Raw genomic sequence first — 23,512 nt, forward strand, 5'->3', positions numbered from 1 at the left:
CTTCTCCCGGATGCCCCGCCGCGTCCCACCCCATCGTGTCTGCCGAGATCTCGCACCTGTGGCCGAGCTCCACGCAAGACTGAGGTCCGTGAGGGACCAGGTACGGACAGGCGCTAGCGTGGTCGGTGCTGACAGCGAGGACCGTGCCGGTTCGGTACCGGGTCCAGGGGTGGAGTGAAGGGGAGTAAGGGGAGACATGCGGGTCGGAGCGGCGTTTTGAGGATTCTGCACACATCCGACTGGCATCTGGGGCGGTCGTTCCACCGGGTCAACCTTCTGTCCGCCCAGGAGGCCTTCGTCGACCACCTGGTGGAGACGGTGCGTGCCGAGCGGGTTGACGCGGTTCTGGTCGCGGGGGACGTGTACGACCGCGCGGTGCCGCCGCTGCCCGCCGTGGAACTCTTCGACTCCGCTCTGCACCGGCTCGGCGAGCTAGGTGTGCCGACCGTGATGATCTCCGGCAACCATGACTCGGCACGCCGCCTGGGCGTCGGGGCACGGCTGATGTCCCGCGCGGGCATCCATCTGCGCACCGCGCCGAAGGACTGCGGCACCCCCGTGCTGCTGAACGACGAGCACGGCGAGGTGGCGCTGTACGGGCTGCCGTACCTCGAACCGACCCTGGTACGCGCCGAGTTCGGCGCGACACGCGCCGACCACACCACCGTGCTCAGCGCCGCCATGGACCGGGTCCGCGCCGACCTGGCCGCCCGCCCGGCCGGTACCCGCTCGGTCGTCCTCGCCCATGCCTTCGTCGCGGGCGGGGTCGGCTGCCGCAGCGAACGCGACATCACCGCGGGTGGTGTCGCCGCGGTACCCGCCGAGGTGTTCGACGGCGTCGACTATGTGGCCCTCGGCCATCTGCACGGCGCGCAGACCATCACCGACCGGATCCGCTACTCCGGCTCCCCACTGGCCTACTCGTTCTCCGAGCACCAGCACCGCAAGACCATGTGGCTGGTCGACCTCGGCCCGGACGGCGGGATCGCCGCGGAACGGGTGGACTGCCCGGTGCCGCGCCGACTGGCCAGGATCAGGGGCACGCTGGAGGAACTGCTGTCCGACCCGGCGCTGGAGGCCGCCGAGGACGCCTGGGTGGAGGCCACACTGACCGACGCGCAGCGCCCGTACGATCCGATGGCCCGGCTGGCCCGGCGCTTCCCGCATGTGCTGGCGCTCGACTTCGACCCGCAGGGCGCCGCCGTGGATCCGCTGGCCTCCTACGCCAAGCGGTTGCGTGACCGTACCGACCAGCAGATCGCCGAGGACTTCGTGGCCCATGTGCGCGGCCGTGGGCCGGATCCGGCGGAGCGCGCGGTGCTGCGGGACGCGCTGGAGGCGGCGCGGGTGCGCGCCGCGGTGGGAGAGGCGGTCTGATGAGGCTGCACCGGCTGAAGGTGACCGCCTTCGGACCGTACCGCCGCACCGAGGAAATAGACTTCGACGAACTGTCCTCCGGCGGGATATTCCTGCTGCACGGCGCCACGGGTGCGGGCAAGACCTCGGTGCTCGACGCGGTGTGCTTCGCGCTGTACGGCGAGGTACCGGGCGTCCGGCCGCGCAACCGGCTGCGCAGCGACCACGCGGATCCCGACCAGTTGACCGAGGTGGTCCTCGAACTCACCGTCGGCGGGCGCCGTTTGGAGTTGACCCGCCGCCCTGAACAGGAGCGCCCCAAGCGGCGCGGCACCGGCACCACGGTGGACAAGCAGTTCAGCGCGCTGCGCGAACTGTCGTCCAGCACCGGCGAGTGGACCGCGCTCAGCCGCTCGCACCAGGAGATCGGCGAGGAGATCAAGCAGCTGCTCGGCATGAGCAGGGAGCAGTTCTGCCAGGTGGTGCTGCTGCCACAGGGCCAGTTCGCCACGTTCCTGCGGGCCGACGCCACCAAGCGCGGCGAACTGCTCGGCAGGCTGTTCGGCACCGACCGCTTCGTCAGCGCGGAGCGCTGGCTGTTCGAGCGGCGCGGCGCCGTCGAGGACCGGGTACGAGCCCAGGACCAGCGGCTGATCGCACTGGCGCACCGGATGCGGCAGGCCGCGGGCCCAGCCGTCGCGGAACAGCCGCCGCCGGATACTGCACCGGGCGAGCCGGAGTTGGCCGAACGGGTACTGGCCTGGGCCGCCTTCGCGCGTACCGCCGCCCGGGAGCACGCCGACGTCGCGGAGCTGGCCCTGACCGCGGCGGAGTCGGCGCTGAAGCAGGCCGAGGGAAGCCTGGAGGCGGTCCGCGAGACCGCCGACCTGCAGCAGCGGTACGCCGACGCGCAGGCCCGCTCCGCTGAACTCGCCGCCGAGCGCGGGCAGTACGAGGCGGCACGCGAGCGCTGGACGCGCGCCAGTGCCGCCGGGCAGGTCGCCCCCGCACTCGACGCACGCGACACCGCGCGGCGCGATCACCACGCGGCCGAGGCGGCCCGGCACCGCACCTGCGCCACGCTCCCCGACGCCCCCGGCAGCGCCGACGAACTCGCCGAGCGTGCGGGCCGACTGCGTGAGGACCTCGGTCGGCTCGACGTGGCCCGCCGCGCCGAGGAACGGATCAACGAGCTGATCGTGGCCCGCGACAAGCTCGACCGCGAGGCCGCCGCCGACGAGCAGGCCGAACGCGACACCGAGATATGGCTGGCCGACTGGGACCAGGTGCGCGCCGCCCACCAGCGCCGTATCGACACCGCGCACGAGGCCGCGCAGCTTGCGGTACGACTCGCCGGTCAACTGGACGCCGCGCGTACGGGCGTTGACGCCGCGCGCCGCCGTGACGAGCTGGTCGAGCGGGAACGGGCCGTCGACGAGCGGTTGTTGGGCGCCCGTGAGGCCGCGGTCGCCGCGCGGGAGCGGTGGCTGGAGTTGAAGGACCGGCGGCTGCGTGGCATAGCCGCGGAGCTGGCCGGGGAGTTGACCGACGGCGAACCGTGCCCGGTCTGCGGCTCGGCCGACCATCCCGCACCGGCGGAGCCCGGCACCGGTCATGTCGACCGGGCCATGGAGGAGCGGGCCCAGGCCGACTACCTGCGGGCCGACGAGTCCCGTGCCGCCGCCCAGCTCGAGCTGCACACCGTACGGGAGCGGCTGTCCGCCGTCCGCGAGGCCGTGCGGGACCAGCCGGTGGCCGAACTCGCCGCCCGGCTGGCCGAGTTGGAGTCGGCGCACGACGAGGCGGCTCGTGCGGCGGCTGACGCGCGTCCCGCCCGGGAGGCATGGGAACTGGCTGAGCGGGAGCATCAGCGACGTATCGACGCCCGGCAACGGGCCCGCGCCCGCGCCGCCGACCTGCTCGCCCGCCGTGAGACCCTGGACGCCGAACTCAGCGCGCTGCGCGACCAGTTGGCCGGGCTGCTGGACGGCCAGGGCGGCGTCGCCGAGCACGCCTCGCGCCTGGAGCGGCTCGCGGCGGCGTACACCGCGGCGGCGGACGCCGCGAAGGCCGCGGCCGGTACGGCCGAGCGCCTGGCGCAGGCGGAGGAACGGCTGGCGGACGCCGCGCGCCGCGCCGGATTCGACACCGTGGCGCAGGTCTGCGAGGCCCGCCTGGACGCGGAGGAACTGCGCGCACTGGGCAAGCGGGTCGAGGAGTACCAGGCGCGACAGGCCGCCGTCACCCGCGAACTGGCCGACCCCGAGGTACGGGCCGCGGCGGCGTCGCCGCCCGCCGATCCGCAGCGGGCCCGCGCGACCCTCGACGCCGCCGGTGAAAGACTGCGCGAGGCGTTCGCCGTACGGCAGGCGGCACGCTCCCGGTGCGCGGAACTCGACCGCCTGTCGGCAGCGGCGCAACGGCAGACGGCCGAACTCGCCCCGCTGCGCGAGGAGTACAACCGGCTCAGGCGGCTCGCGGAACTGGTGTCGGGCAGCTCGGCGGAGAACCAGTACCGGATGCGCCTGGAGTCATATGTCCTCGCGGCCCGGCTGGAGCAGGTCGCGGTCGCGGCGAGCCTAAGGCTGCGGCGGATGTCCTCCGGCCGTTACACCCTGGTGCACACCGACGCCAGGATCTCCGGGCGGGGCCGCTGGGGCCTGGGGCTACGGGTGGTGGACGCCTGGACCGGAACCGAGCGCGACACCACGACGCTGTCCGGCGGCGAGACCTTCTTCGCCTCGCTCGCCCTCGCGCTCGGGCTCGCCGATGTGGTGACCGAGGAGGCCGGGGGCGTACGGCTGGACACGCTGTTCATCGACGAGGGCTTCGGCAGCCTGGACGAGCAGACGCTGGACGAGGTCCTCGATGTGCTGGACGGCCTGCGGGAGCGCGACCGCGCGGTGGGCATCGTCAGCCATGTCGCCGATCTGCGGCAGCGCATCCCGGCCCAACTGGAGGTCGTCAAGGGCCGGTACGGCTCGGTGGTGCGGCAGCGCTCGGGCGCGGCGGCGGTCAGCGGGTGAGGCCGGGCGTGCCCGGCTCGCCCAACTCGTACGCCCACAGGCCCTCGCGGTCCTCGACCCGGTGGAATCCGGCGCGCTCCAGGACCCGTTGGGACGGCCGGTTGTCCGGCTCGGTCATGGCCAGCACGGTGTGCACGCCGGGCTGACGCAGCGTCCAGTCGGTGAGCAGCCGTAGCGCGTCGGTCGCCCAGCCCGACCCTCGGCCGGACACCGACAGGTCGTAGCCGACCTCCACCACGCCGTCCACCGGCGGTCCGTGGAACCCCATCCCGCCGACGGCCACCGCGTCCTCGGCGCGCAGGATCGCGAACAGCCCCCAGTGCGGCCGGTGTTGCCCGGCGGCGCTGGCCTTCGCCACCATCCTGGCCGCCACCACGGTGCCCTCGCCGGGAGCACCGTCGATCCAGCGCAGACCGTCGGGCGCGCCGTCGGCCACCAGCGCCGCCTCTTCGGGCGTGACCTCGTGCAACGCGACCCGTCCCTGGCGCAGCACCAGCCGCGGGCCTTCATGGGACACGTCCACCACCATCGGGCGACTCCTACGGGGAAAGGTGGTGGCGGCCGGGCCTGACGACCCGGCCGCCGCTGACCATGGACGCGATCAGAGCTGGGAGAGCTCGTCCACCAGGTCGTCCAGACCCAGCGAACCCTGGGAGAGGGCCGCCATGTGCCAGGACTTGGCGTCGAAGTCCGCCCCGTGCGCCCGGCGGGCCGCCTCGCGACCGGTCAACCAGGCGCGTTCGCCGAGCTTGTAGCCGATCGCCTGCCCCGGCATGCCCAGGTACCGTACGAGCTCGCTGTCCAGGAACTTCGCCGGCCGGCCGCTGTGCAGACCGAAGAACTCCCGGGCCAGCGCGGGCGTCCAGCGCTGGCCGTCACCGTTCGACCAGCCGATCCGCCGGGCCGAGTCCGCCGGGATCGGCAGCTCCAGGTGCATGCCGATGTCGATGATCACCCGCACCGCGCGCATCATCTGCGCGTCCAGATAGCCCAGTCGGCGGCCCGGGTCGGTGAGGAAGCCCAACTCGTCCATCAGGCGCTCGGCATACAGTGCCCAGCCCTCGACGTTGGCGCTCACCAGGCCCACCGATGCCTGGTAGCGGGACAGTTGGGGAGCCACGTGCACCCACTGGGCCAGTTGCAGATGGTGGCCGGGGACACCCTCGTGGTACCAGGTGCTGACCAGGTCGTAGACCGGGAAGCGCTCCCGGCCCAGGGTCGGCAGCCAGGTCCGGCCCGGACGCGAGAAGTCCAGCGCGGGGCTGGTGTAGTACGGTGCCGCGGCGCTGCCCGGCGGGGCGATCATCGCCTCCACCTTGCGGACCGGCTCGGCGAGGTCGAAGTGCGTGCCGTCGAGCGCGGCGATCGCTTCGTCCATCAGCCCCTGCAGCCACTCGCGCACCGCTTCGACGCCCTCGACGGCCTCGCCCGCCGTCTCCAGATGCGCCAGCGCCTCGCGGGGTGTGGAGCCGGGCAGCACCTTCTCCGCCTCGGCGCGCATCTCGTCGTGGATGCGGTGGAACTCCTGCCAGCCCCAGGCGTACGCCTCGTCCAGGTCGAGGTCGGCGCCGGTCCACTCGCGCACCCACAGCGCGTAGCGGTCGCGGCCCACGGGGTCCGGAGTGTCCCGTATGGCGGGCGCGTAGGTGTCACGCAGCCAGTCGCGCAGCTCGGCGACGGCGGCGGTGGCCTTGGCGGCGGACGCGTCGAGTTCGGTGCGCAGCGCCTGCGGGCCGGTGGCGACGAGGTCGGCGAACCAGCTGCGCTCGTCACCGGCCCACTCGGTCAACTGCTCGACAACGGTCTCCACTTGGCGCGGCCCACCGGGCAGGCCCTGCCGCAGGCCCTCTTCCAGAGAGGCGCGGTAACCGCTGAGCGCCTCGGGGACGTTGCGCAGCCGCCCGGCGACCGAGGTCCAGTCCGCCTCGGTCTCGGTGGGCATGAGCGTGAACCCCTCCCGCACCGCGTGCACGGGTGAGCTGAGGTTGCTGATCCACCGCAGCCGTTCCCCCGCGTCGTGCACGGCGAGCCCGGCGGTGAGCCGTTCGCGCAGCAGCCGGGCGCAGCGGCGCTCGGCCTCGTCCTGGCAGCCGCCCGCCGCCTCGGCGGCGTCCAGTTCGGCGAGGGTGCGCCGGGACAGGTCGGCAAGGGCGTCGAAGCCTGCCGGTGAGAAGTCGGGCAGCCGGTCGTCGCCTGGGTTCAGGCCGAGGTAGAGGCCGGTGAGCGGGTCGAGTTCGGCCAGGGCGTCTACGTAGGCGTCGGCGATCGCCCGCGGGAGCCGCCGGTCGGGTCGGCTCTTGGCAGCGTCAGATGTATCGGACATGCGGCCATCCTGGTACGGGAGCCGGTCCCGCGTCGATCACTTTGCGCTCGCGCTCAGCGGAACGGTGGCTCCGACGCCGCCGCGCGCCGTCCTCCGGCCGCGGTGGGCCAGGCCGGTCGCGCGGCGGCCTCCCGGCTGCCGCGGGTCACAACTCCGTTGCGCCCTACCGTGGTCGGGGCTGCTGGTGTATGAGGGGTGCGTCCTCGGCGTCGCGGTTGAAGGTGGCGGTGATGACCAGGGTGGCGTCCTCCACGAGGTAGTCCAGTGGCAGGCCGAGCCCGCGCATCGCCGCCACCATGGGGGTGTTCGCCGACTTGGTGACCGCGTACACCCCACCGCACCCCGTCTCCCGGGCGAGTGCGACCAGCCGCCGCAGGAGTTCGGCGCCGATGCCACGCCCCTGCCACTCGTCCTCCACCAGCAGCGCGACCTCGGTCTCGTCACCGTCCCAGAGCAGATGGCCGAGGGCGACCAGCCTGCCGGACGCCGTCTCGACGGCGAGGGTGCGGCCGTGGCGCGGGCTGAGCAGATGGCCCAGATAGCGGGTGGCGTCGCCGGTCGGGCCGTGGTAGCGGCGGCTGAGTGTGGTGGGCGAGCAGCGGTCGTGCATCGCCCGGGCGGCCGGGAGGTCGGCGGGACTCGCGCGTCGTACGGTGATCTCGTTGCCCTCGGGCAGGGTCAGCACATCGCGCCGGTGCGGGACCCGGGTGCCCAACTGGGCGTCCAGTTCGACCAGCGCCCGGGCTCGGGCGAACTCCGTCGGGGTGAACGGCAGATACGGCCGCTCGATGACGATCGTGCCGCCTGAGGGGTCCCGTAGCCGCAGCGTGAACTCCTCCAACGCACCGTCCGCGGGCGGCTGTGCGACGTCCCCGGCGGGCAGCGACCTTATCCGGCAGCGGCCCAGCAACTGGCGTAGCGCCAGCGGGAGTTCGGCGCTGTCCAGTGCGGTGCGAGTGGCCAGGGTCAGGACCCGGGTGGGGGTGTCCACCAGGTCGTGGGTGTCGGCCCGCTCCAGCCAGGTGTCCCGGCCGCCCGCCGTGGACACCGTACGGGCCAGCTCCTGCGACTGCACGGTGATCGGCGCGCGGACCAGGAACTCGTCGACGGTGCCGTCGGAGAGCGGATGGGTCTGCAGTGTGAGGATGTCCACGCCTTCGGCGGCGAGCGCACCGCACAGTGCGGCGAGGCTGCCCGGTGTGTCGCGCACCGTGGTGCGCAGCCGCCACAGGACGCGCTCACCGGTCACCGGGGCCGCACCGGCCGTCGCGGTGTCCGGCCCCGGCGGTCCTGGGGGTGAGTGGCCGTGGCGGCGTGACCACCATGTGTGGAACCCGGTGACGGCCAGCAGCAGTACGGCCGAGCCCGTGAGCAGTGCGGGACCGCCGGGACCGTGCGCCACCAGGTTCGCGGCGAGGTCGGCGGCGGCCACGGCGACGAAGACCGCGGCGAGTTCCACCGCCTCGCGTCGCCAGTGGCGGCGGCCGCGATGGGATACAGCTTGTGAATGTGACGACTGATGCATGGCACCCACCCTGTCGAACGCTTGTTGCGTGATCACGAACGCTTCGTGTCGGATGGGTAAAGGAGGGCTGATGTGGGGTTAGTTGCCCTCTTTGCTGCCATCCATCCGGTTTACTGAGGAGGCGTTGGCGGGGTCGGCCTCGCCTGCCCCGGCTCCGGTCATGGCGGCGCGGGTCAAACGACGCAGCGTCACTCCGCACCACCGCGCGTAGACGCGTTGCAGCGCACGCCCCAGCGGTCCTGCGGCGCGCAGGTACCAGCTCGCCGCACGGCTGAACGCGGTGACGCTCAGCCAGGCCGCCCCGTCGGCCGCCCGTTCGACTGTGAACGACTCCTCGCCGCACTCCGGGTGGCCCGCGAGCGTGCCGTAGGCGAAGCCGATCCGGTGCGGCTCGCGCACCGTCCACACCACCTCGCAGGGCGCGTGTATTCGCCAACGCCCGATGCCGAGACCCACCACGACCCGCACCCCTGGCGCGGCCCGCGTGGCGGTGGCGTCGATCCGCACCCCCATCGCCCGGTGCATGCGCCAGTCGAGCACCGCCGCACCGGCGGCGGCCAGCGCCGACGGACCGTCACCGATCCGGGTGCGGACGCGGAAGAAGTGGTACCCGGGCGGCGGCAGTTCACGGATCCGCCGTGTCGCCCCCACCTCGTCGTATGTGAACCCGCCCACCGCTCCACCCCCTTTGCCTTCGTGGTTCCCACACTAGACCGGGGTACCGACAATCGGGCTGGGGGTGGATGGTGGGCCGGGAAAGCGGTGGATCAGCGGCTGCCGTCCAGGATCACCCGGGCGACCAGCTGCGGGTCGTCGTTCATCGGCACATGGCCGCATCCCGGCAGCCGCACCAGCCGGGCGTGCGGAACCACCCGCTTGACCCGTGGGCCCTGGCGCCGCACCAGCACATGGTCGCGGGTGCCCCAGCCGATCGTCACCGGGATGTCCTCGGGGATCCCGCCCTCGAACAGCACGCCCTTGCGGCCCGCCGACAAGGTGGCCTCGAAACCGGGCGCCTCGCGCATGGCCCTGGTCTCCGCGACCACCGCCTCGGGTGACCGCCGTCCGGGGCGGTGGTAGATGCTGCCGGTCAGCGCCGCCCGTCCGGCGGCGCTGCGTGAGAGCAACTCGACCGTGGTGGGCGGCAGCAGGCGCGCGCCGCGCCGCATGGTGCTGAGCACCGTGAACGCGTAGAGGCGTTCGGGTTCGGTCCAGAACCCGGCGGGGGACAGCGCGGTCACGCTGCGCACCTGGCCGGCGCGTGCGAGGTGCAGGGCGATCAGGCCCCCCAGGGAGTTGCCGACGACATGCGGCCGGTCGACGCCCAGTTCGCTGAACATGGCGGCGAACACCTCGACCGCGCTCTCCAGCGAGTACGGGATGGACGGCGGCTGGGCGGGTGACTCGCCGAACCCGGGCAGGTCGACGGCGATGACCTCGCGATGGGCGGACAGCGCGTCGGCGACCGGGTCCCAGGCCTGGCGGTGGTGCCCGATGCCGTGCAGCAGGACGAGCGGTTCACCGGTGCCGTGCCGCTCGTACGCCGCTGTCACCGTCGGCCGCCCGGCCGGGGCGACATGGACGAAGGAGGTCGTAGCCGTGGTGATGGTCATGCGTCGCTCCGGTCCCTACTCAGTGGTAACCCTTGGGTAACACTGTCCGGTCGACAGGTGGTCACGGCAAGAGTCTTGCCAGTCACAAAAGTGTTGAGGCCAACCAGTCCTCCACTCCCCGGCGTTGGGCCGCGCCCGGCTGCCGCCGCGATCCCGACCCCTCCAGCTCTCGTGGCGCGCGTGGAGTGCCGTGGTGGCGGCGGTGCGCAGGGTCATTGTGGGCCGCGTGCGGCGCTTCCGCGCGGACGGCCGTGCCGAAGGGGGGAACGGCACGCGCTGTTCCACCGTCCGGAGCGGGCGGGGATCGTTCCGGAACGCCTTCGCCCGTTCGGGTTGCGGCGATTACAGGCCGCCCGCCACGCGTAGGACGGCGCCGGTGGTGTACGAGGCGTCCGGTGAAAGCAGCCACTGGACGGCTGCCGCGATCTCGTCGGGCTCGCCGGGTCGGCCCATCGGCACCCGCTCCGGGTTGCGCCAGGGCCGGTCGGGGTCACCCATCGCCGCGTGGATGTCGGTCACCGTCATGCCGGGTTGCACGGAGTTGACCCGCACCCCGTCCAGGGCCAGTTCCTTGGCGAGGCCGATGGTGAGCGTGTCGACCGCCGCCTTGCTCGCCGCGTAGTGCACGTACTCACCCGGGCTGCCCAGCGTCGCGCCGCCGGAGGAGATGTTGACGATGGCTCCACCGCCCCCGCCGTGCCGGGTGGACATCTCCGCCGCGGCGCGCCGGGCGCATATCATCGCGCCCAGCACATTGACGTCCACCACCCGGCGCATCACCTCGACCGGGGTGTCGGTGAACCGGCCCAACGGGCCGGTGATACCAGCGTTGTTGACCAGTCCGGTGATCGGCCCGAGGCGCTCCTTGACCGTGTCGAACAGCGCGTCCACCTGCTCCTCGACGCTGGTGTCGACCTGGACCACGACGCATTCGCCGCCGATGTCGCGAACGCGTTCGGCGACGTCCAGTGCGGCGTTGGCCGCGCGCTCGTATCCGATGCCGACATGGTGGCCCTGGCTGGCCAGACGCAGGACGACGGCCGCTCCGATCCCCCGGCTGCCGCCGGTGACCACCGTGACTGGACTCATCGCTCCCGCTTCCTGTCGCGCCTTTGTGCGGCGAACGTGTCCGCCGTTGATCCAGAACGCTAGCGCACCGGTGGATGGTAGTAATCCGCCCGAATTTTCCTGATAGGTGGGCGGGGATCGGGGTGTGCGAACTTGACGTGAACGCTGCGCGTAGTGCGACGCGTACAGCGGGTAGGGAAGCGAGGATTGGTCTTGACCAAGGGGAGTGCCGGTCCTATGGTCGCGGTGAGAGTACTGAAAGAACCCTTAATAAATAAGGGTGAGAAAAACCCCAGGGTGGCCAACATCCGGGGCGCGCAAGCCCGTAGCGCACATGCCGACACACGCCGGATGCGGAGGACAGGGTGGGGACCACGCAGCTAGAGGCGCCGCAAGAGCCGAAGTACTGGCACCTGAAGACCGTTCTGGGCGACGCGCTCGACTCCGAGTTCGCCGTCGGTGAAGTGCTGCCGAACGAGCGGGAGTTGGCGGCGCGCTTCGGGGTCGCCCGGGCCACCCTCCGCCAGGCCCTGGAGCAACTGGAGCTGGAGGGGCGGCTGCAGCGGCGCCGTGGCGTCGGCACCACCGTCGCCCCGCCGCGCATCGGTGTCTCCGTCGGCCCCGCACAGGGCAGTTGGCCCGGCGAGGGCAATGACGCCTGGCGGGCCATCGGTTGCGCGGAGGCCCCCGCTCCGGCCAACGTGGCGCGGCTGTTCGGGGAGTCGGCGCGGGATGACCGTGCGGTGCACACCATTCGGCGGGTGCGGATGACGCACGCTCAGCCGGTCGCCACCGAGTTGCTCTACATACCCCCGGCTTCCGTGCCGGGGCTGCCGGAACTGCTCAGCCCCGGGGCGCACGCCCAGGCCGTCCTGCGTGAGCTGCACCGGCTGGAGCTGGAGGGCGAGGACCGCGCCGTGGAGCTCGGCTCGGCCCGCGCGGAGGACGCCAAGCAGTTGGAGCGGCTGCCCGGCGCCCCGGTACTGCTCGTCACCACCCGCTACTTCGCCTCCGGTCGGGTCGCCGCGGCCTCCGTCGCGACGTACCGGGCCGACACCTGCCGACTGACCTTCGGTGACGCCGGAGCCATGCAGATCACCCACCACGGGCCCAACGGCAACTCGGAGCAGCGGCACGCTTCCTGATCGCCTGTCAGGCCGCCCCGCGTTCTTACCGGTATCGCGTCACCGGCGCGCCGAGGCGGCCTGGTCCACGGCGAACAACTGCTCCTCGACGTGGTCGAGTGCGAGCCGCAGCGCACCGGTGGCCACCGCCTCCTCGCCCAGTGCGGACAGCGCCACCTTCGGCGGGCGCAGGCAGTAACGCGCCAACTCCTCGCGCAGCGGCTCCAGTACGCCGTCGAGGCCGGCCGCCCAACCGCCCAGGACGACGAGTTCGGGGTCGAGCGCGAGGACCAGCGCCGCCACATCGTGCACCAGCCGCCGCAAGAAGCGGTCCACCGCCTCACGCGCCAGGGGGTCGCCCTCCCGGGCCAGTGCGAACACCCGGGTCACCGCGGGCTCGTCCAGCGGGTCCAGCGGCGTGCCCGTGGTGGACAGCAGCCGCTCCGGGCTCGCCTCCCGGCCCAGCAGGTGCAGGGCGCCGATCTCACCGGCCGCGCCGCCGAAACCGCGGTGCAGCCGTCCGCCGATGAGCGAACCGGCGCCCGGGCTGAGCCCGGCCATCACGAAGACGATGTCGTCGCTGCCCCGCGCCGCGCCCGTCCAGTGCTCGGCGACGGCGGCCGCGTTGGCGTCGTTCTCCACCAGTACCGGGCAGCGGAACGAGCGGCGCAACCGGTCGCCCAACGGCAGCCCGGTCCAACCGGGCATGGCCGTGCCCAGCCGGACGGTGCCGTCGGATTCCACGATGCCCGGACTGCCCACGCCCACCGCCCACAGCGTGCTGCGCGCCACCCCGGTGGCCCGCAGCAGTTCGGCGACCGCGCCGCGCACCCGCTCCAGCCGCTCCTCGGCGGGGACCAGCTCATCGAGATCATGCCCGAGCCAGTCCAGCATCCGGCCGCTGAGGTCCGCGAGCACCACCCGCACCTGGTGCACCCCGATCTCGATGCCCAGCAGATGCCCCGCCTCGGCATGGAACCGGAACCGGCGCGCCGGGCGCCCCTGCTTACGGGCGTCGGCGGGATCGGCGGGCGCCTCCACGACCAGGCCGGACTGCGTCAGACCCTCGATCACTCCCTCGACCGTCGGCCTGGACAGACCGGTGGCGTGAACGAGTTCGGTCAGGGTGCGGGATCGTTCACCGCGCAGTGTGTGGAGCACCACCGCTGAATTGATTCTGCGCAGCAGGGAGGGGTCCCCGCCGGTCAGCCGCCCCAACGTCCGCCTCCCTGACTGTACGCATGGCCCCACCACGAGCGCGCTCGCGCCCCGGTCCGCCCGGCTGGATGTCCGCCGGGCCGGAATCCTGGTGGTAGTACGCGTTTGCGGGATCGTACCCGGCTTGACTCAATGCGGCGAACAACACCAACTTGGTCCGTACCAGCACTGATCCGGCCTTGACCGGAACGTGTGCGCCGGAGGCTCGCGCGATCTTCAGCCTTCGGCCGCCGCGGCCCGCAGCCGTGCGAACTCCTCGGCCATCGTGTGCGGCGTCCAATGGGCGTTCAGACCGCTCGGGTTGGGCAGCGCCCATATCCGGGTGCCGCCGATGACGCGCTCCTGCGGGCCGATCCTCGCCGTACGCTCGCCGAAGGCGGTGCGGTACGCGGTGATGCCCGCCACGGCCAGCCAGCGCGGCTGGTAGCGCCGCACCTTGGCGACGAGCGCCCGGCCGCCCTCGCGCAGTTCCTCCTCGCTCAGCTCATCGGCCTTCGCCGTAGCGCGGGGCGCCACATTGGTGATGCCGAGGCCGTAGTCGAGCAGCTTGTGCTGCTCGGCGGGGGCGAGTTGGCGCGGGGTGAATCCGGAGGCGTGCAGCGCGGGCCAGAACCGGTTGCCGGGGCGGGCGAAGTGATGGCCGGTGTGCGCCGTCAGCAAACCGGGATTAATGCCGCAGAACAGTACGCGCAGGCCGTCCGCGACCACATCCGGCACGGTGCGGTCGCGGGCAGCCGCCAGCTCCTCGGGGGTCAGAGGATCGCTCCGGGGGTGTACGAGGCGGCCCGCGGGTACCGCTCGGTGACCTCCTCGACGCGCCGTACCACCGCGGCGACCTGATCGGCGGCGGCACCGGTGAACGACAGCCGGTCGGCCATCAGCGCCTCAAGTCCCGCCCGATCCAGCGGAATTCGCTCGTCGGCGGCCAGCCGGTCCAGCAGTTCGTTGCGCTCGGCGCCCTTCTCGCGCATCGCGAGGGCGGTCGCCACCGCATGCTCCTTGATCGCCTCATGGGCGACCTCCCGGCCCACCCCGGCGCGTACCGCGGCCATCAGCACCTTGGTGGTGGCCAGGAACGGCAGATAGCGGTCCAGCTCGCGGGCGATGACCGCCGGGAAGGCACCGAACTCGTCCAGCACCGTGAGGAACGTCTCCAGCAGGCCGTCGAAGGCGAAGAACGCGTCCGGCAGCGCGACCCGCCGCACCACGGAGCAGGACACATCGCCCTCGTTCCACTGGTCGCCCGCCAGCTCCGCGGTCATCGACGCATGGCCGCGAAGGATCACCGCGAGCCCGTTGACCCGCTCGCAGGAACGCGTGTTCATCTTGTGGGGCATCGCCGAGGAGCCGACCTGGCCCGGCTTGAAGCCCTCGGTCACCAGCTCGTGCCCGGCCATCAGCCGGATCGTCTTGGCGAGCGAGGACGGCGCCGCGGCCAGCTGCACCAGTGTGGAGACCACCTCGTAGTCCAGCGAGCGCGGGTAGACCTGGCCCACCGAGGTGAAGGCCCGCGCGAAGCCCAGGTGCTCGGCGATGCGGGACTCCAGCTCGGCGAGCTTTGCCGCGTCGCCGCCGAGCAGGTCGAGCATGTCCTGGGCTGTGCCGACCGGACCCTTGATACCGCGCAGCGGGTAGCGGCCCAGCAACTCCTCGACCCGGCCGAAGGCGACCAGCAGCTCATCGGCGGCGGTCGCGAAGCGCTTGCCGAGCGTGGTGGTCTGCGCCGCGACATTGTGCGAGCGGCCAGCCATCACCAACTCGGCGTGCTCGGCGGCCAACCTGCCCAGCCGGGCGAGCACGGCGACGGTACGGTCGCGCACCAGCTCCAGCGACAGCCGGATCTGCAACTGCTCGACGTTCTCCGTCAGATCGCGCGAGGTCATCCCCTTGTGCACATGCTCATGGCCGGCGAGGGCGTTGAACTCCTCGATGCGTGCCTTCACATCGTGCCGGGTGACCTTCTCCCGCTCGGCGATGGAGTCCAGGTCGACCTGCTCCAGCACGCGTTCGTAGTCCGCCAGCGCCTGCTCCGGCACCTCGATCCCGAGGTCACGCTGAGCCCGGAGCACGGCGAGCCACAGTCGGCGCTCAAGGATCACCTTCTGCTGCGGGGACCACAAGGTGGCCAGCTCCGCGGAGGCATAGCGGTTGGCCAGGACGTTCGGGATGCGCGGCTTAACGGTCACGTGACCAGAGTCTACTGGCGGTTTACGCAGGCCAGCGCCGTGGTCCGGTTCGTAGATTGCTACAGTCCCCGCTCCGTTGGCGCGGCCCCGGTGCGCTCGCGCCGCCGTCAGCCCTCGTACGGCAGTAGTTCGGGGCGCTTGGCGGGGCGGCCGTCGCCCGAGGAACGGTTGGCCAACCGCCTGCCGATCCACGGGACCAGATGCTCACGGGCGAACCGGATATCCGCTGTGCGGCGCGCCAGCCAGCCCGGCGGCAGATGCGCGGGCAGCGGGGCGTTCCAGTCGGACTCCGGCTCATGGCCGAGCGCCTGCCACACCGCCTCGGCCACCCGCCGATGGCCCTCGGCGTTCAGGTGCAGCCGGTCATCCGCCCACATCCGGGAGTCGCCCAGCGCCTCCGAGGAGAACAAGTCCACCACCAAGGCATCATGCCGAACCGCCAGCTCGTCGATGAAGTCGAAGAGCTGTTCCATGCGCGGCCGCATCCGCTCCATCACCGGTCCACGCCTGGCCGGGCTGCGCATCAGCACCAGTTGCCGGCAGGTCGGGGCGAGGGTGACCACCGCTTCCTCAAGCCGCGCGCACACCGCTTCGACATCGCACTTGGGCCGCAGCACATCGTTGAGCCCGCCGACCAGCGTCACCAGATCAGCGCCCATTGCCGCGGCGATCCGGGTCTGCTCCGTCACGATCTGCCCGATGAGCTTTCCGCGCACCGCCAGGTTGGCGTAGCGGAAGCCGGGCGAGCGGGCGGCGAGCCTGGCCGCCAGCAGATCGGCCCAGCCGCGATTGCTGCCATCCGGAAGGCCGTCGGACATGCCCTCGGTGAACGAGTCACCCACGGCGGCGAAACTGGTGAACCGGACATCGATCTCCATGGCGCGGGCGATCCTATCCGGTCGCCGCCGGGAGCCATCGGGGTGTCACCAGGCGCCGGGTATGAGCCTGCGGGTCCGGGCGGCGTACGACCGGTACTCATCGCCGAGCGCCTCGAGCAGCATCCGCTCCTCCACCCGTATCCGATAGCCCAGGGCGATCAGACAGCAGGCGGTGAACACCAGCCAGGACGCCGCGTTGCCCATCAGCAGGGCCAGGTCCAGCGCCGCCAGCAGCATGCCGCTGTACGCCGGGTGCCGCACGAAGCGGTAAGGGCCGGTGGTGACGACGCGGTGGTCGTGCTGGATGTGCACCGTGCCGCGGAAGAAGCGGCCGAGGGCGACGATCGCCCACAACCTGATCGCTATCCCGATCCAGGCCACCGCCAGGATCGCGGTCCGCACCGTCAGGGCGTGCGGACTGTACGACAGCGCGGGCACCGCGTGCCGGATCGGCCCCGCCAACGCGACGCCACCCGTGATCAGCACCGGAAAGAGCAGCAGGCTGAGCCACTCCGTCCGCTCGGTGGCCTCGCTGCGCTGCCGCTGCCGTATCTGGAGCACCGCCTCGGCCGCCACCCACACCCAGATGGTGATGGTGAGCGCTGCGTTCACGGCGTGATGCATGACGGCACCTCCCGACCACTCCAGGACCCCGCCCCCGCGACGGGACCTTCGTATTCACGATCGCACCCGGGGCGGGTGGAGCGGCTCCACCCGAGGGTGGACGCATGGGTGGAGATTCGCGGCCCCGCCGGGCTGGTGGCAGCCCGAAGGCCACGCCACGTCCGGTATGCGGCCGCGACGCGCCCGGCGGCTACGCCTCCGGCGCGGTCCGCAGGTCCTGTGGCGCCTGCCCGACCAGTTCCCGCAGCACGTCCTCCATCGTCACCAGGCCGACGGTGCGTCCGGCGTCGTCCACCACCGCCGCCAGATGCGCCCGGCGGCCGCGCATCGCGGTGAGCGCGTCGTCCAACGGCGTGTTGGCCCGCACCCGGGTGATCGGCCGCAGCGCGGACACCGGGAACGCGGCATCCCGGGGCTCGGCGTCCAGCGCGTCCTTGACGTGCAGATAGCCGAGCACCCGGCCGGAGGCGTCCACGACCGGGAAGCGGGAGAAGCCGGTGGCGGCGGCGAGCCGCTCCAGGTCCTCCGGGGTGGTGCCCAGCGGCGCGTGGACCACCCGCTCGGCCGGGAGCACCACCTCACCCACCGGTCGACGGCCCAGTTCCAGAGCGTCCTGGAGACGCTCGGCCGCGCGTTGGTCCAGCAACCCGGCCTGACCGGCGTCGGTGACCATGCGCGCCAGCTCCGCGTCGGAGAACGCCGCCGCCACCTCGTTCCTGGGCTCCACCCGCAGCAGCCGCAGACCGGCGTTGGCCAGGGCGTTGACGCCGAGGATCACCGGGCGCAGCGCGTGGGTGAGGGCGACCAGTGGGGGACCGAGGGCCAGTGCCGCGCGGGCCGGGTCCGCGAGCGCGACGTTCTTCGGGACCATCTCCCCGAGCAGCATGTGCAGATACGTCGCGGCGGCCAGTGCGATCACGAACGAGGCCGGGTGCACCAGGCTCGTCGACACCCGCGCCGCGTGGAAGGCGGGCTCCAACAGGTGGGCGAAGGCCGGTTCGGCGACCGCGCCCAGCACCAGGGTGCAGACGGTGATGCCGAGTTGGGCCGTGGCCATCAGCGCGGCGAGATGCTCAAGACCCCACAGCACGCCGCGCGCCCGGCGGTCGCCGCTCTCGGCGAGCGGGTCGATCTGGCTGCGGCGCACCGACACGAGCGCGAACTCGGCGCCGACGAAGAACGCGTTCGCCACCAACGTCAGCGCACCGAGCAGCAGTTGGAGCACGATCATCGCGCGGCCTCCGCGCTCCCGCCGGTGCCCTCGTCGGTGTCGGCCGCGGGCGCGGTCAACCGCAGCCGGGCGGCGCGGTGCCCGGCCGCCGCGGTGACCTCAAGCAGCCAACCGGACTCCTCGATGGTGTCGCCCGTGCGCGGGATCCGTCCCAGCCGTTGCGCGACCAGGCCCGCGAGGGTCTCGTACGGGCCTTCCTGCACGTCGAGTCCGATCTGCTGGACCTGGTCGGTGCGGGTGGCGCCGTCGGCGTCGTACAGCGGATGCCCTGAGGCGTCCTCACCGACCACGACCAGATCGGGTGGCTCGTGCGGATCGTGTTCGTCGCGGACCTCGCCCACCACCTCTTCGACGATGTCCTCCAGGGTCGCCACACCGGCGGTGCCGCCGTACTCGTCGATGACCACGGCCATGCTGCGCTCGCCGGAGAGCCGGTCCAGCAGTCGGTCCACCGGGAGCGACTCGGGGACCAGCAGCGGCTCCTTCATCAGCGCGGTCACCGGGTGCCGGTCGCGCTGTCCGGCCGGGATCGCCAGCGCGTCCTTGATGTGCACCACGCCCACCACTGAGTCCAGGCTGTCCCGGTAGACCGGGAAGCGGGACAGACCGGTGGCGCGGGTGGCGTTGGCGACGTCCGCCGCGTTGGCGCGGGCGTCGAGCGCGGTGACCTGTACCCGGGGCGTCATCACGTTCTCCGCGGTCAGGTCGGGCAGACCGAGCGTGCGGACGAACAGTTCGGCGGTGTCCGCCTCCAGGGCGCCCTGTTTGGCCGAGTGCTTGGCGAGCGCCTCCAGTTCCTGGCGGCTGCGGGTGGAGACCAGTTCCTGCGCCGGCTCGATGCCGAGGCGTCGCAGAACACGGTTCGCCGTGCTGTTCAGATGGCTGATCAGTGGCCGGAACATGGCGCTGAAGGCGCGCTGCGGGGTGGCGACGGCCTTGGCCACCCGGAGCGGACGGGAGATCGCCCAGTTCTTGGGGATCAGCTCGCCGACCACCATCAGCACGACGCTGGACAGCGCGGTACCCAGCACGAGTGCCACGGAGTCCGCCGCGGAGCCGAGACCCACCGCCCTCAGCGGCCTGGCCAGCAGCCTGGCGATGGACGGCTCCGCGATCATGCCGATGACCAGGCCGGTGACCGTGATGCCCAGCTGCGCCCCGGAGAGCTGGAACGTCAACGCGCGGGCGGCCTTGCGCGCGCTGTCGGCGCCCCGCTCGCCCCGTTCCGCGGCCAGGTCCAACTCCCGGCGCTCGACGGTGGTCAGCGAGAACTCCGCGGCCACGAAGACGCCGCAGGCCAGCACCAGCGCCAGGGCCACGAACAGCAGGAGTACCTCGGTCATCGCCACACCTCTGTTCCATGATCGGCCCGTGCCGCGCGACGCGCACGGTGTCGCTCCTGCGGGGGAGGGTCAATGCGACGGCTGCCAGGCTCGCCCATGGGGGCGCTCACACCTTTCGGTCAGGCCGCTGGCGCGGTCGAACGTCCCAGCGGCAGGCGGGCCTCAAGGGTAAAGGAACGGCAAAGTGGAGTTATGGGGTGAGTGGCTTGGTCCAGCGGCTCCACTGGGGTTCCGGCCGGTAGCCCGCGGCCCGCCAGGCCTGGTGCGCGCGCTCGTTGCGGTCCAGCACCATGGCGTCCGCACGCCGCCCGCCGAGCGCGGTGAAGCGGCGCTCCGCCGCTTCGAGCAGGGCGCTGGCGATGCCGTGCCGCCGGGCCCGCGGGTGTACGGCGAGTCGGTACAGATGGCACCGCCAGCCGTCGAATCCGGCGATCACCGTGCCGACGAGCGCGCCATCGCGCTCAGCGAGCAGCACCGCGTCCGCGTCGCGCTCGATGAGCCGGGCGACTCCGGCCGCGTCGTCGCTGATGCTCGCGCCCTCCGCCGCGAGCCGCCAGAAGGCGAGCAGCCCGTGGACATCCGCGGGTGTCGCGGTGCGTATGCGTACGCCGCCCCGCACACCGGGGCGTTGAAGATCGGTCATGCTCGCAGCCAAGCAGCGCCGTACTGGTTGGGCCAGCGGATTTCACCTCGTGGTCGGCCCAACTCCCTGTCGGGCGGCCGTTGTCAGTGCCCTGCGGTACACAGATAGGGCAGGGGGCGGGTATGAGGAGGGGGATCATGGACATGGTGGTGCCGCGCGCGGCGCGTGAGGCGTTGGTGGTGCGGTTCGGGCCGGGTGCCGGGGCGTGGTGTGACGGGCTGCCCCGGAGGGTGGCGCGGCTGGCGGAGCGTTGGGAGCTGCGGCCGGTGCGGCAGTTGGGCGGTGGCACCTCACGCGTGATCGTCTGCGGCTTGCCGGGCGGTGGCCGGACGTACCTCAAGCTCACCCCGGATCCGGCGGTCGCCGCACAGGAGGCGGAGGCGCTGCGGCTCTGGCAGGGCGGCGGCCGCACTCCAGCGCTGCTCGCCGCGGCACCGCACGAGGGGGCGCTGCTGCTCGCGGCGGTCGAACGGCCCGACGGCAGTCCCGCGCCCACGCTACGCGACGAGGCGGAGGCCCGACTGGCCGACGTGGCAGGGCTGTTGACGCAGATACGCGGACACCGCCCCGGGCCCAGCAGCGCACTGCCCACACTGGCGGAGCGGGTCGACTTCCTCTTCGACCTCACCCGCAGACGGCTGGGCGCGACACCGCGGCCTGCCGTAGGCCCGGAGCTGGTCGAGCGTTGCCGACGCGCCGCTCTCCGGCTGGCGGAGGGCGAGTGGAGCGCGGTGGTGCACGGCGATCTGCACCCGGGCAACGTCCTCGACGCCGGACCGAAGCGGGGCCTGGTGGCGATCGACCCCCGCCCGGCGGTCGGCGATTCCGACTTCGACGCCATCGACTGGGCGCTGTCCGGTGCCACCACACCGGCCGCGGTCCAGGAGCGCGTACAGCGGCTCGCCGACCTGGTGCCGGGGCTCGCCGCGGACCGGGTATCGCGCTGGTGTGAGGTGACCGCCGTGATCATGGCGGTGCCACGGGTCGCCCGTGGCGCCGACGACCGGTACACGCGGCTACTGGTCGGCATGGCGACTCTTGCCGCTGCTAGCTGATGGGCGCTAGCTTTAGGGGTATGGCCAAGACGCAGCTGAACGTGCGGGTCGACGAGAGCACCGCGGAAACCGCCAGGAACCGTGCGTCGCAGCGCGGTATCAGCGTGAACCGCTACATCGAGGAACTGGTCCGTGCCGACCAGGCGGAGAACGGCCGGACGTTCGTGGAGGCCGCCGCCGACTTCATGAAGCAGTACGAAGCGGTGTTCGCCGAGGAGTTCGGACGGGAACGCGAAGGCAGGCGGACCAACGCCCTGCCCGCCGACGAAGCGCTGAACGGCGGTTCCGGCTCGGGGCGTACCCCGGCGTGACCCTGCGCATCGATCTGGCCTGGTTGTTGATGGTCGCCGAGCGGAACACTCCAGGTGATCCACAGGTCACCGACTGGGGAGCGCTGCTCGCCGCGGTCGCCCGCCACCAGGCGGAGATATTCGGCACGCCCGTCTACCCCGATCCACGGCAACGCGCGGCCGCGCTCCTGCAGTTGCTGGTGCACGTACCGGCGCTGGAGCGCTCCAACGTGATGTTCGCCTGCGCTGTGGCCTATGCGTATCTGGTCGCCTGCGGCATGAAGGTGGTCACCTCGCCGGAGCAAGTGCGAGATCTGGCGCGGCTGGTGAAGGACGGCACGGCGGACCTGGAGCGCATCACCGACGAACTGCGGGGCTGGACCGGGGGCGCGGAGCACTGAGCGCTCCGCGGGGGGTGCGGGCGATGTGCCGCCGATCGTCTGCGGCGCCTTTGCGGCTGGTCGCGCAGTTCCCGCGCCCCTTTGGGGCGCTACCGAACCGCGGCGGACCAGCGGGGCCGAACCTGCCACCACCCCGCAACCCGACCGGCACCCACTGGACAGGCGCCCGCTCAGGCGCGGCGCGCGGCGCACAGCACATGTGGTGTGCTGGGGAACGGAATTGGGCCGTCCGGCACCTTCAGAGTGCGTACCGTGCCGAGTTCGAAGCCCGCGGCGGCCACCTCCGCCAGCGTGTCGCGGCTCGTGTGGCAGCCGCCGAACAGCAGCGGCCAGAACGTGTGGTCCACCGCCCACTGCGCCGCCGCCAAGCCGCCGCCGGTGGCCCGTACGTGCTCCAACAGCCGCAGTTCGCCGCCCGGCTTCACCACCCGTCTCAACTCCGCCAGGGCGCGCCGCTGATCGCGCACCGAGCACAGCACCAGACAGGCCACCGCCGCGTCGAACGCCTCGCTCTTGACCGGCAGTGCCTCGGCCGCACCAGGAACGACGTCCACCGGCACCTCCATCCGCGAGGCAACGTCGGCCGCCGCCCGGCGCAGCCGTCGCTCCGGCTCGATCGCCACCACCTCGCAGACCGCCGCCGGATAGTGCCGGAAGTTCAGCCCCGACCCGGCGCCGATCTCGATGACCCGCCCGGAGAGCCCGGCCAGCAACTCCCGGCGGTGTCGGACCAACTCCAGCCGTTCTTCGGCGATCGGCGCCCACCACTCGTAGAACCGGGCGAACACCGGGTGGTGAACCGCGTCCCGCGGAGCCCGCGTCAGTGCGCTCATGGCGTTCGCCTCTCCTCGCGCGGGGCCGACGCCACCAGTGTGCCGCCGGTCAGGCCCCCGCGCGAGTGCTGAACGCGTGCGCGTCCCAGTGCCCACCGAGGGCGGGCGCCAGCCAACCGGCCGCCGCCCGGCGGAAGTCGGCGGGCGGCAGCGCTCCCGCACCCTGCGGCACCGCCCCCAGCAACGGGGCGTCCGCCACCTGGGGCAGATCGGCGAGGTTGCACCGGGCCGCCAGATCCGGCTCGCGCGGCCAGCTGCCCACCACCACACCGAGGCAGTCCAGCCCGCGGTGCCGCAGCTCCCTGGCGGTCAGCTCGGTCATGTTCAGGGTGCCGAGACCGGCCGCGACGACCAACAGCACCTGGGCGCCCAGCAGTCCGGCGGCGTCCGCCAGCGTCGTGCCGTGCTCGTCGAAGCGCACCAGCAGCCCGCCCGCGCCCTCCACCAGGACCAGGTCATGGTCGAGGGCCAACTTCCGGGCGGCGTCCGCGACCTGCTGGGGGTCCACCGTGGGCAGTCCGGCGCGCCGGGCCGCGGTGCCGGGCGCCAATGGCTCGGGGTAGCGGGCGAGTTCGGCGGTCGTCACATCTCCGGCCAGCCGCGCCACCTCCGCGGCGTCACCCGTCTCGTCCGCCGTCACACCGGTCTGCGCCGGCTTCAGCACGGCGACGGTGCGGCCGAGCGCCACGGCGGTGGCGGCCACGGCGGCGGTCACCACCGTCTTGCCGATCTCCGTGCCAGTCCCCGTGACGACGATCACCGTACCCATGTCGCT

General features: G+C 72.4%; 22 protein-coding genes. 6 read left to right on the forward strand and 16 right to left on the reverse strand.

What is annotated here, in order from left to right; translation table 11 throughout:
* Window positions 1–216: 216 nt before the first annotated feature.
* Both NON19_RS00630 and NON19_RS00635 read left to right on the forward strand, forming a co-directional pair.
* Complete coding sequence (locus NON19_RS00630) at window positions 217–1,377, forward strand: exonuclease SbcCD subunit D (protein ID WP_255924509.1); 1,161 nt, start codon at window positions 217–219, stop codon at window positions 1,375–1,377.
* Window positions 1,377–4,382: an AAA family ATPase gene (locus NON19_RS00635; RefSeq protein ID WP_255924510.1), complete on the forward strand. Its 3,006-nt coding sequence runs from the start codon at window positions 1,377–1,379 to the stop codon at window positions 4,380–4,382. Before NON19_RS00630 ends, NON19_RS00635 begins: the two co-directional genes overlap by 1 nt.
* Here NON19_RS00635 and NON19_RS00640 read toward each other — a convergent pair.
* The 6 genes from NON19_RS00640 to NON19_RS00665 all read right to left on the reverse strand — a co-directional run bounded on the left by NON19_RS00640 (window position 4,372) and on the right by NON19_RS00665 (window position 10,932).
* Window positions 4,372–4,911, reverse strand: a complete 540-nt coding sequence (locus tag NON19_RS00640) for a GNAT family N-acetyltransferase (RefSeq protein WP_255924511.1) — start codon at window positions 4,909–4,911, stop codon at window positions 4,372–4,374. The genes NON19_RS00635 and NON19_RS00640 overlap by 11 nt on opposite strands.
* 72 nt (window positions 4,912–4,983) lie before the next feature.
* On the reverse strand, window positions 4,984–6,705 hold the full coding sequence (locus NON19_RS00645) for a DUF885 domain-containing protein (RefSeq protein WP_255924512.1): 1,722 nt from the start codon (window positions 6,703–6,705) through the stop codon (window positions 4,984–4,986).
* 163 nt (window positions 6,706–6,868) lie between these two features.
* Window positions 6,869–8,230, reverse strand: coding sequence for a GNAT family N-acetyltransferase (locus NON19_RS00650; RefSeq protein ID WP_255924513.1), 1,362 nt, complete (start codon window positions 8,228–8,230; stop codon window positions 6,869–6,871).
* Between the two features lie 78 nt (window positions 8,231–8,308).
* A complete protein-coding gene (locus NON19_RS00655) occupies window positions 8,309–8,905 on the reverse strand; it encodes a DUF1990 domain-containing protein (protein ID WP_255924514.1) in 597 nt (198 codons plus the stop codon).
* Between the two features lie 92 nt (window positions 8,906–8,997).
* On the reverse strand, window positions 8,998–9,843 hold the full coding sequence (locus tag NON19_RS00660) for an alpha/beta fold hydrolase (RefSeq protein ID WP_255924515.1): 846 nt from the start codon (window positions 9,841–9,843) through the stop codon (window positions 8,998–9,000).
* A gap of 342 nt (window positions 9,844–10,185) precedes the next feature.
* Entirely contained in the window at window positions 10,186–10,932 is a 747-nt protein-coding gene (locus NON19_RS00665) for an SDR family oxidoreductase (protein WP_255924516.1), read from the reverse strand.
* Between the two features lie 344 nt (window positions 10,933–11,276).
* Here NON19_RS00665 and NON19_RS00670 point away from each other — a divergent pair, with 344 nt between their 5' ends.
* Window positions 11,277–12,056: a GntR family transcriptional regulator gene (locus NON19_RS00670; RefSeq protein ID WP_255924517.1), complete on the forward strand. Its 780-nt coding sequence runs from the start codon at window positions 11,277–11,279 to the stop codon at window positions 12,054–12,056.
* 39 nt (window positions 12,057–12,095) lie between these two features.
* Here the strand turns inward: NON19_RS00670 and NON19_RS00675 are convergent, their stop codons facing one another.
* The 8 genes from NON19_RS00675 to NON19_RS00710 all read right to left on the reverse strand — a co-directional run bounded on the left by NON19_RS00675 (window position 12,096) and on the right by NON19_RS00710 (window position 20,158).
* Entirely contained in the window at window positions 12,096–13,253 is a 1,158-nt protein-coding gene (locus NON19_RS00675; RefSeq protein WP_255924518.1) for an ROK family transcriptional regulator, read from the reverse strand.
* Window positions 13,254–13,469: 216 nt separating this feature from the next.
* Entirely contained in the window at window positions 13,470–14,009 is a 540-nt protein-coding gene (mug, locus tag NON19_RS00680; RefSeq protein WP_255924999.1) for a G/U mismatch-specific DNA glycosylase, read from the reverse strand.
* Window positions 14,006–15,439, reverse strand: coding sequence for an adenylosuccinate lyase (purB, locus tag NON19_RS00685; RefSeq protein WP_255924519.1), 1,434 nt, complete (start codon window positions 15,437–15,439; stop codon window positions 14,006–14,008). The genes mug and purB overlap by 4 nt, the downstream gene beginning before the upstream one ends.
* A 107-nt stretch (window positions 15,440–15,546) precedes the next feature.
* Entirely contained in the window at window positions 15,547–16,317 is a 771-nt protein-coding gene (locus NON19_RS00690; RefSeq protein WP_255924520.1) for an SGNH/GDSL hydrolase family protein, read from the reverse strand.
* Between the two features lie 45 nt (window positions 16,318–16,362).
* Window positions 16,363–16,941: a methyltransferase family protein gene (locus NON19_RS00695; RefSeq protein WP_255924521.1), complete on the reverse strand. Its 579-nt coding sequence runs from the start codon at window positions 16,939–16,941 to the stop codon at window positions 16,363–16,365.
* Window positions 16,942–17,131: 190 nt separating this feature from the next.
* Window positions 17,132–18,172 (reverse strand): hemolysin family protein, encoded by a 1,041-nt coding sequence (locus tag NON19_RS00700; RefSeq protein ID WP_255924522.1) that lies wholly within the window; start codon window positions 18,170–18,172, stop codon window positions 17,132–17,134.
* Complete coding sequence (locus NON19_RS00705) at window positions 18,169–19,515, reverse strand: hemolysin family protein (protein WP_255924523.1); 1,347 nt, start codon at window positions 19,513–19,515, stop codon at window positions 18,169–18,171. The genes NON19_RS00700 and NON19_RS00705 overlap by 4 nt, the downstream gene beginning before the upstream one ends.
* 190 nt (window positions 19,516–19,705) lie before the next feature.
* The gene (locus NON19_RS00710) at window positions 19,706–20,158 is read right to left on the reverse strand and encodes a GNAT family N-acetyltransferase (RefSeq protein WP_255924524.1); all 453 of its coding nucleotides are present in this window, start codon (window positions 20,156–20,158) and stop codon (window positions 19,706–19,708) included.
* Window positions 20,159–20,295: 137 nt separating this feature from the next.
* On the opposite strand from NON19_RS00710, the gene NON19_RS00715 reads away from it, so the two are divergent.
* From NON19_RS00715 to NON19_RS00725, 3 genes are read left to right on the forward strand one after another with little or no spacing between them, the layout of a single operon-like run.
* Entirely contained in the window at window positions 20,296–21,213 is a 918-nt protein-coding gene (locus NON19_RS00715; protein WP_255924525.1) for an aminoglycoside phosphotransferase family protein, read from the forward strand.
* A 20-nt stretch (window positions 21,214–21,233) separates the two neighbouring features.
* Window positions 21,234–21,524 carry a hypothetical protein gene (locus NON19_RS00720; protein WP_255924526.1) on the forward strand — a complete coding sequence of 97 codons (291 nt, stop codon included), beginning with the start codon at window positions 21,234–21,236 and terminating at the stop codon, window positions 21,522–21,524.
* Window positions 21,521–21,904 carry a fic family toxin-antitoxin system, toxin component gene (locus NON19_RS00725; protein WP_255924527.1) on the forward strand — a complete coding sequence of 128 codons (384 nt, stop codon included), beginning with the start codon at window positions 21,521–21,523 and terminating at the stop codon, window positions 21,902–21,904. Before NON19_RS00720 ends, NON19_RS00725 begins: the two co-directional genes overlap by 4 nt.
* 170 nt (window positions 21,905–22,074) lie before the next feature.
* Here the strand turns inward: NON19_RS00725 and NON19_RS00730 are convergent, their stop codons facing one another.
* Window positions 22,075–22,737, reverse strand: a complete 663-nt coding sequence (locus tag NON19_RS00730) for a class I SAM-dependent methyltransferase (protein ID WP_255924528.1) — start codon at window positions 22,735–22,737, stop codon at window positions 22,075–22,077.
* Window positions 22,738–22,786: 49 nt separating this feature from the next.
* Entirely contained in the window at window positions 22,787–23,506 is a 720-nt protein-coding gene (gene bioD, locus NON19_RS00735; protein WP_255924529.1) for a dethiobiotin synthase, read from the reverse strand.
* Window positions 23,507–23,512 lie beyond the last annotated feature (6 nt).

It is taken from the genome of Streptantibioticus rubrisoli (genome assembly GCF_024436055.1).
In the GTDB taxonomy this organism is placed as follows: Bacteria; Actinomycetota; Actinomycetes; order Streptomycetales; family Streptomycetaceae; genus Streptantibioticus_A; species Streptantibioticus_A rubrisoli.

What these genes read in the sequence shown, in the direction of transcription:
- NON19_RS00715 (WP_255924525.1), top strand. Translation starts at nt 20,296, where the DNA reads ATGGACATGGTGGTGCCGCGCGCGGCGCGTGAGGCGTTGGTGGTGCGG.
- NON19_RS00645 (WP_255924512.1), bottom strand. Translation starts at nt 6,705, where the DNA reads ATGTCCGATACATCTGACGCTGCCAAGAGCCGACCCGACCGGCGGCTC.
- NON19_RS00700 (WP_255924522.1), bottom strand. Translation starts at nt 18,172, where the DNA reads ATGATCGTGCTCCAACTGCTGCTCGGTGCGCTGACGTTGGTGGCGAAC.
- NON19_RS00720 (WP_255924526.1), top strand. Translation starts at nt 21,234, where the DNA reads ATGGCCAAGACGCAGCTGAACGTGCGGGTCGACGAGAGCACCGCGGAA.
- NON19_RS00650 (WP_255924513.1), bottom strand. Translation starts at nt 8,230, where the DNA reads ATGCATCAGTCGTCACATTCACAAGCTGTATCCCATCGCGGCCGCCGC.
- NON19_RS00690 (WP_255924520.1), bottom strand. Translation starts at nt 16,317, where the DNA reads ATGGAGATCGATGTCCGGTTCACCAGTTTCGCCGCCGTGGGTGACTCG.
- NON19_RS00660 (WP_255924515.1), bottom strand. Translation starts at nt 9,843, where the DNA reads ATGACCATCACCACGGCTACGACCTCCTTCGTCCATGTCGCCCCGGCC.
- NON19_RS00695 (WP_255924521.1), bottom strand. Translation starts at nt 16,941, where the DNA reads ATGCATCACGCCGTGAACGCAGCGCTCACCATCACCATCTGGGTGTGG.
- NON19_RS00640 (WP_255924511.1), bottom strand. Translation starts at nt 4,911, where the DNA reads ATGGTGGTGGACGTGTCCCATGAAGGCCCGCGGCTGGTGCTGCGCCAG.
- NON19_RS00730 (WP_255924528.1), bottom strand. Translation starts at nt 22,737, where the DNA reads ATGAGCGCACTGACGCGGGCTCCGCGGGACGCGGTTCACCACCCGGTG.
- NON19_RS00635 (WP_255924510.1), top strand. Translation starts at nt 1,377, where the DNA reads ATGAGGCTGCACCGGCTGAAGGTGACCGCCTTCGGACCGTACCGCCGC.
- bioD (WP_255924529.1), bottom strand. Translation starts at nt 23,506, where the DNA reads ATGGGTACGGTGATCGTCGTCACGGGGACTGGCACGGAGATCGGCAAG.
- NON19_RS00710 (WP_255924524.1), bottom strand. Translation starts at nt 20,158, where the DNA reads ATGACCGATCTTCAACGCCCCGGTGTGCGGGGCGGCGTACGCATACGC.
- NON19_RS00665 (WP_255924516.1), bottom strand. Translation starts at nt 10,932, where the DNA reads ATGAGTCCAGTCACGGTGGTCACCGGCGGCAGCCGGGGGATCGGAGCG.
- NON19_RS00705 (WP_255924523.1), bottom strand. Translation starts at nt 19,515, where the DNA reads ATGACCGAGGTACTCCTGCTGTTCGTGGCCCTGGCGCTGGTGCTGGCC.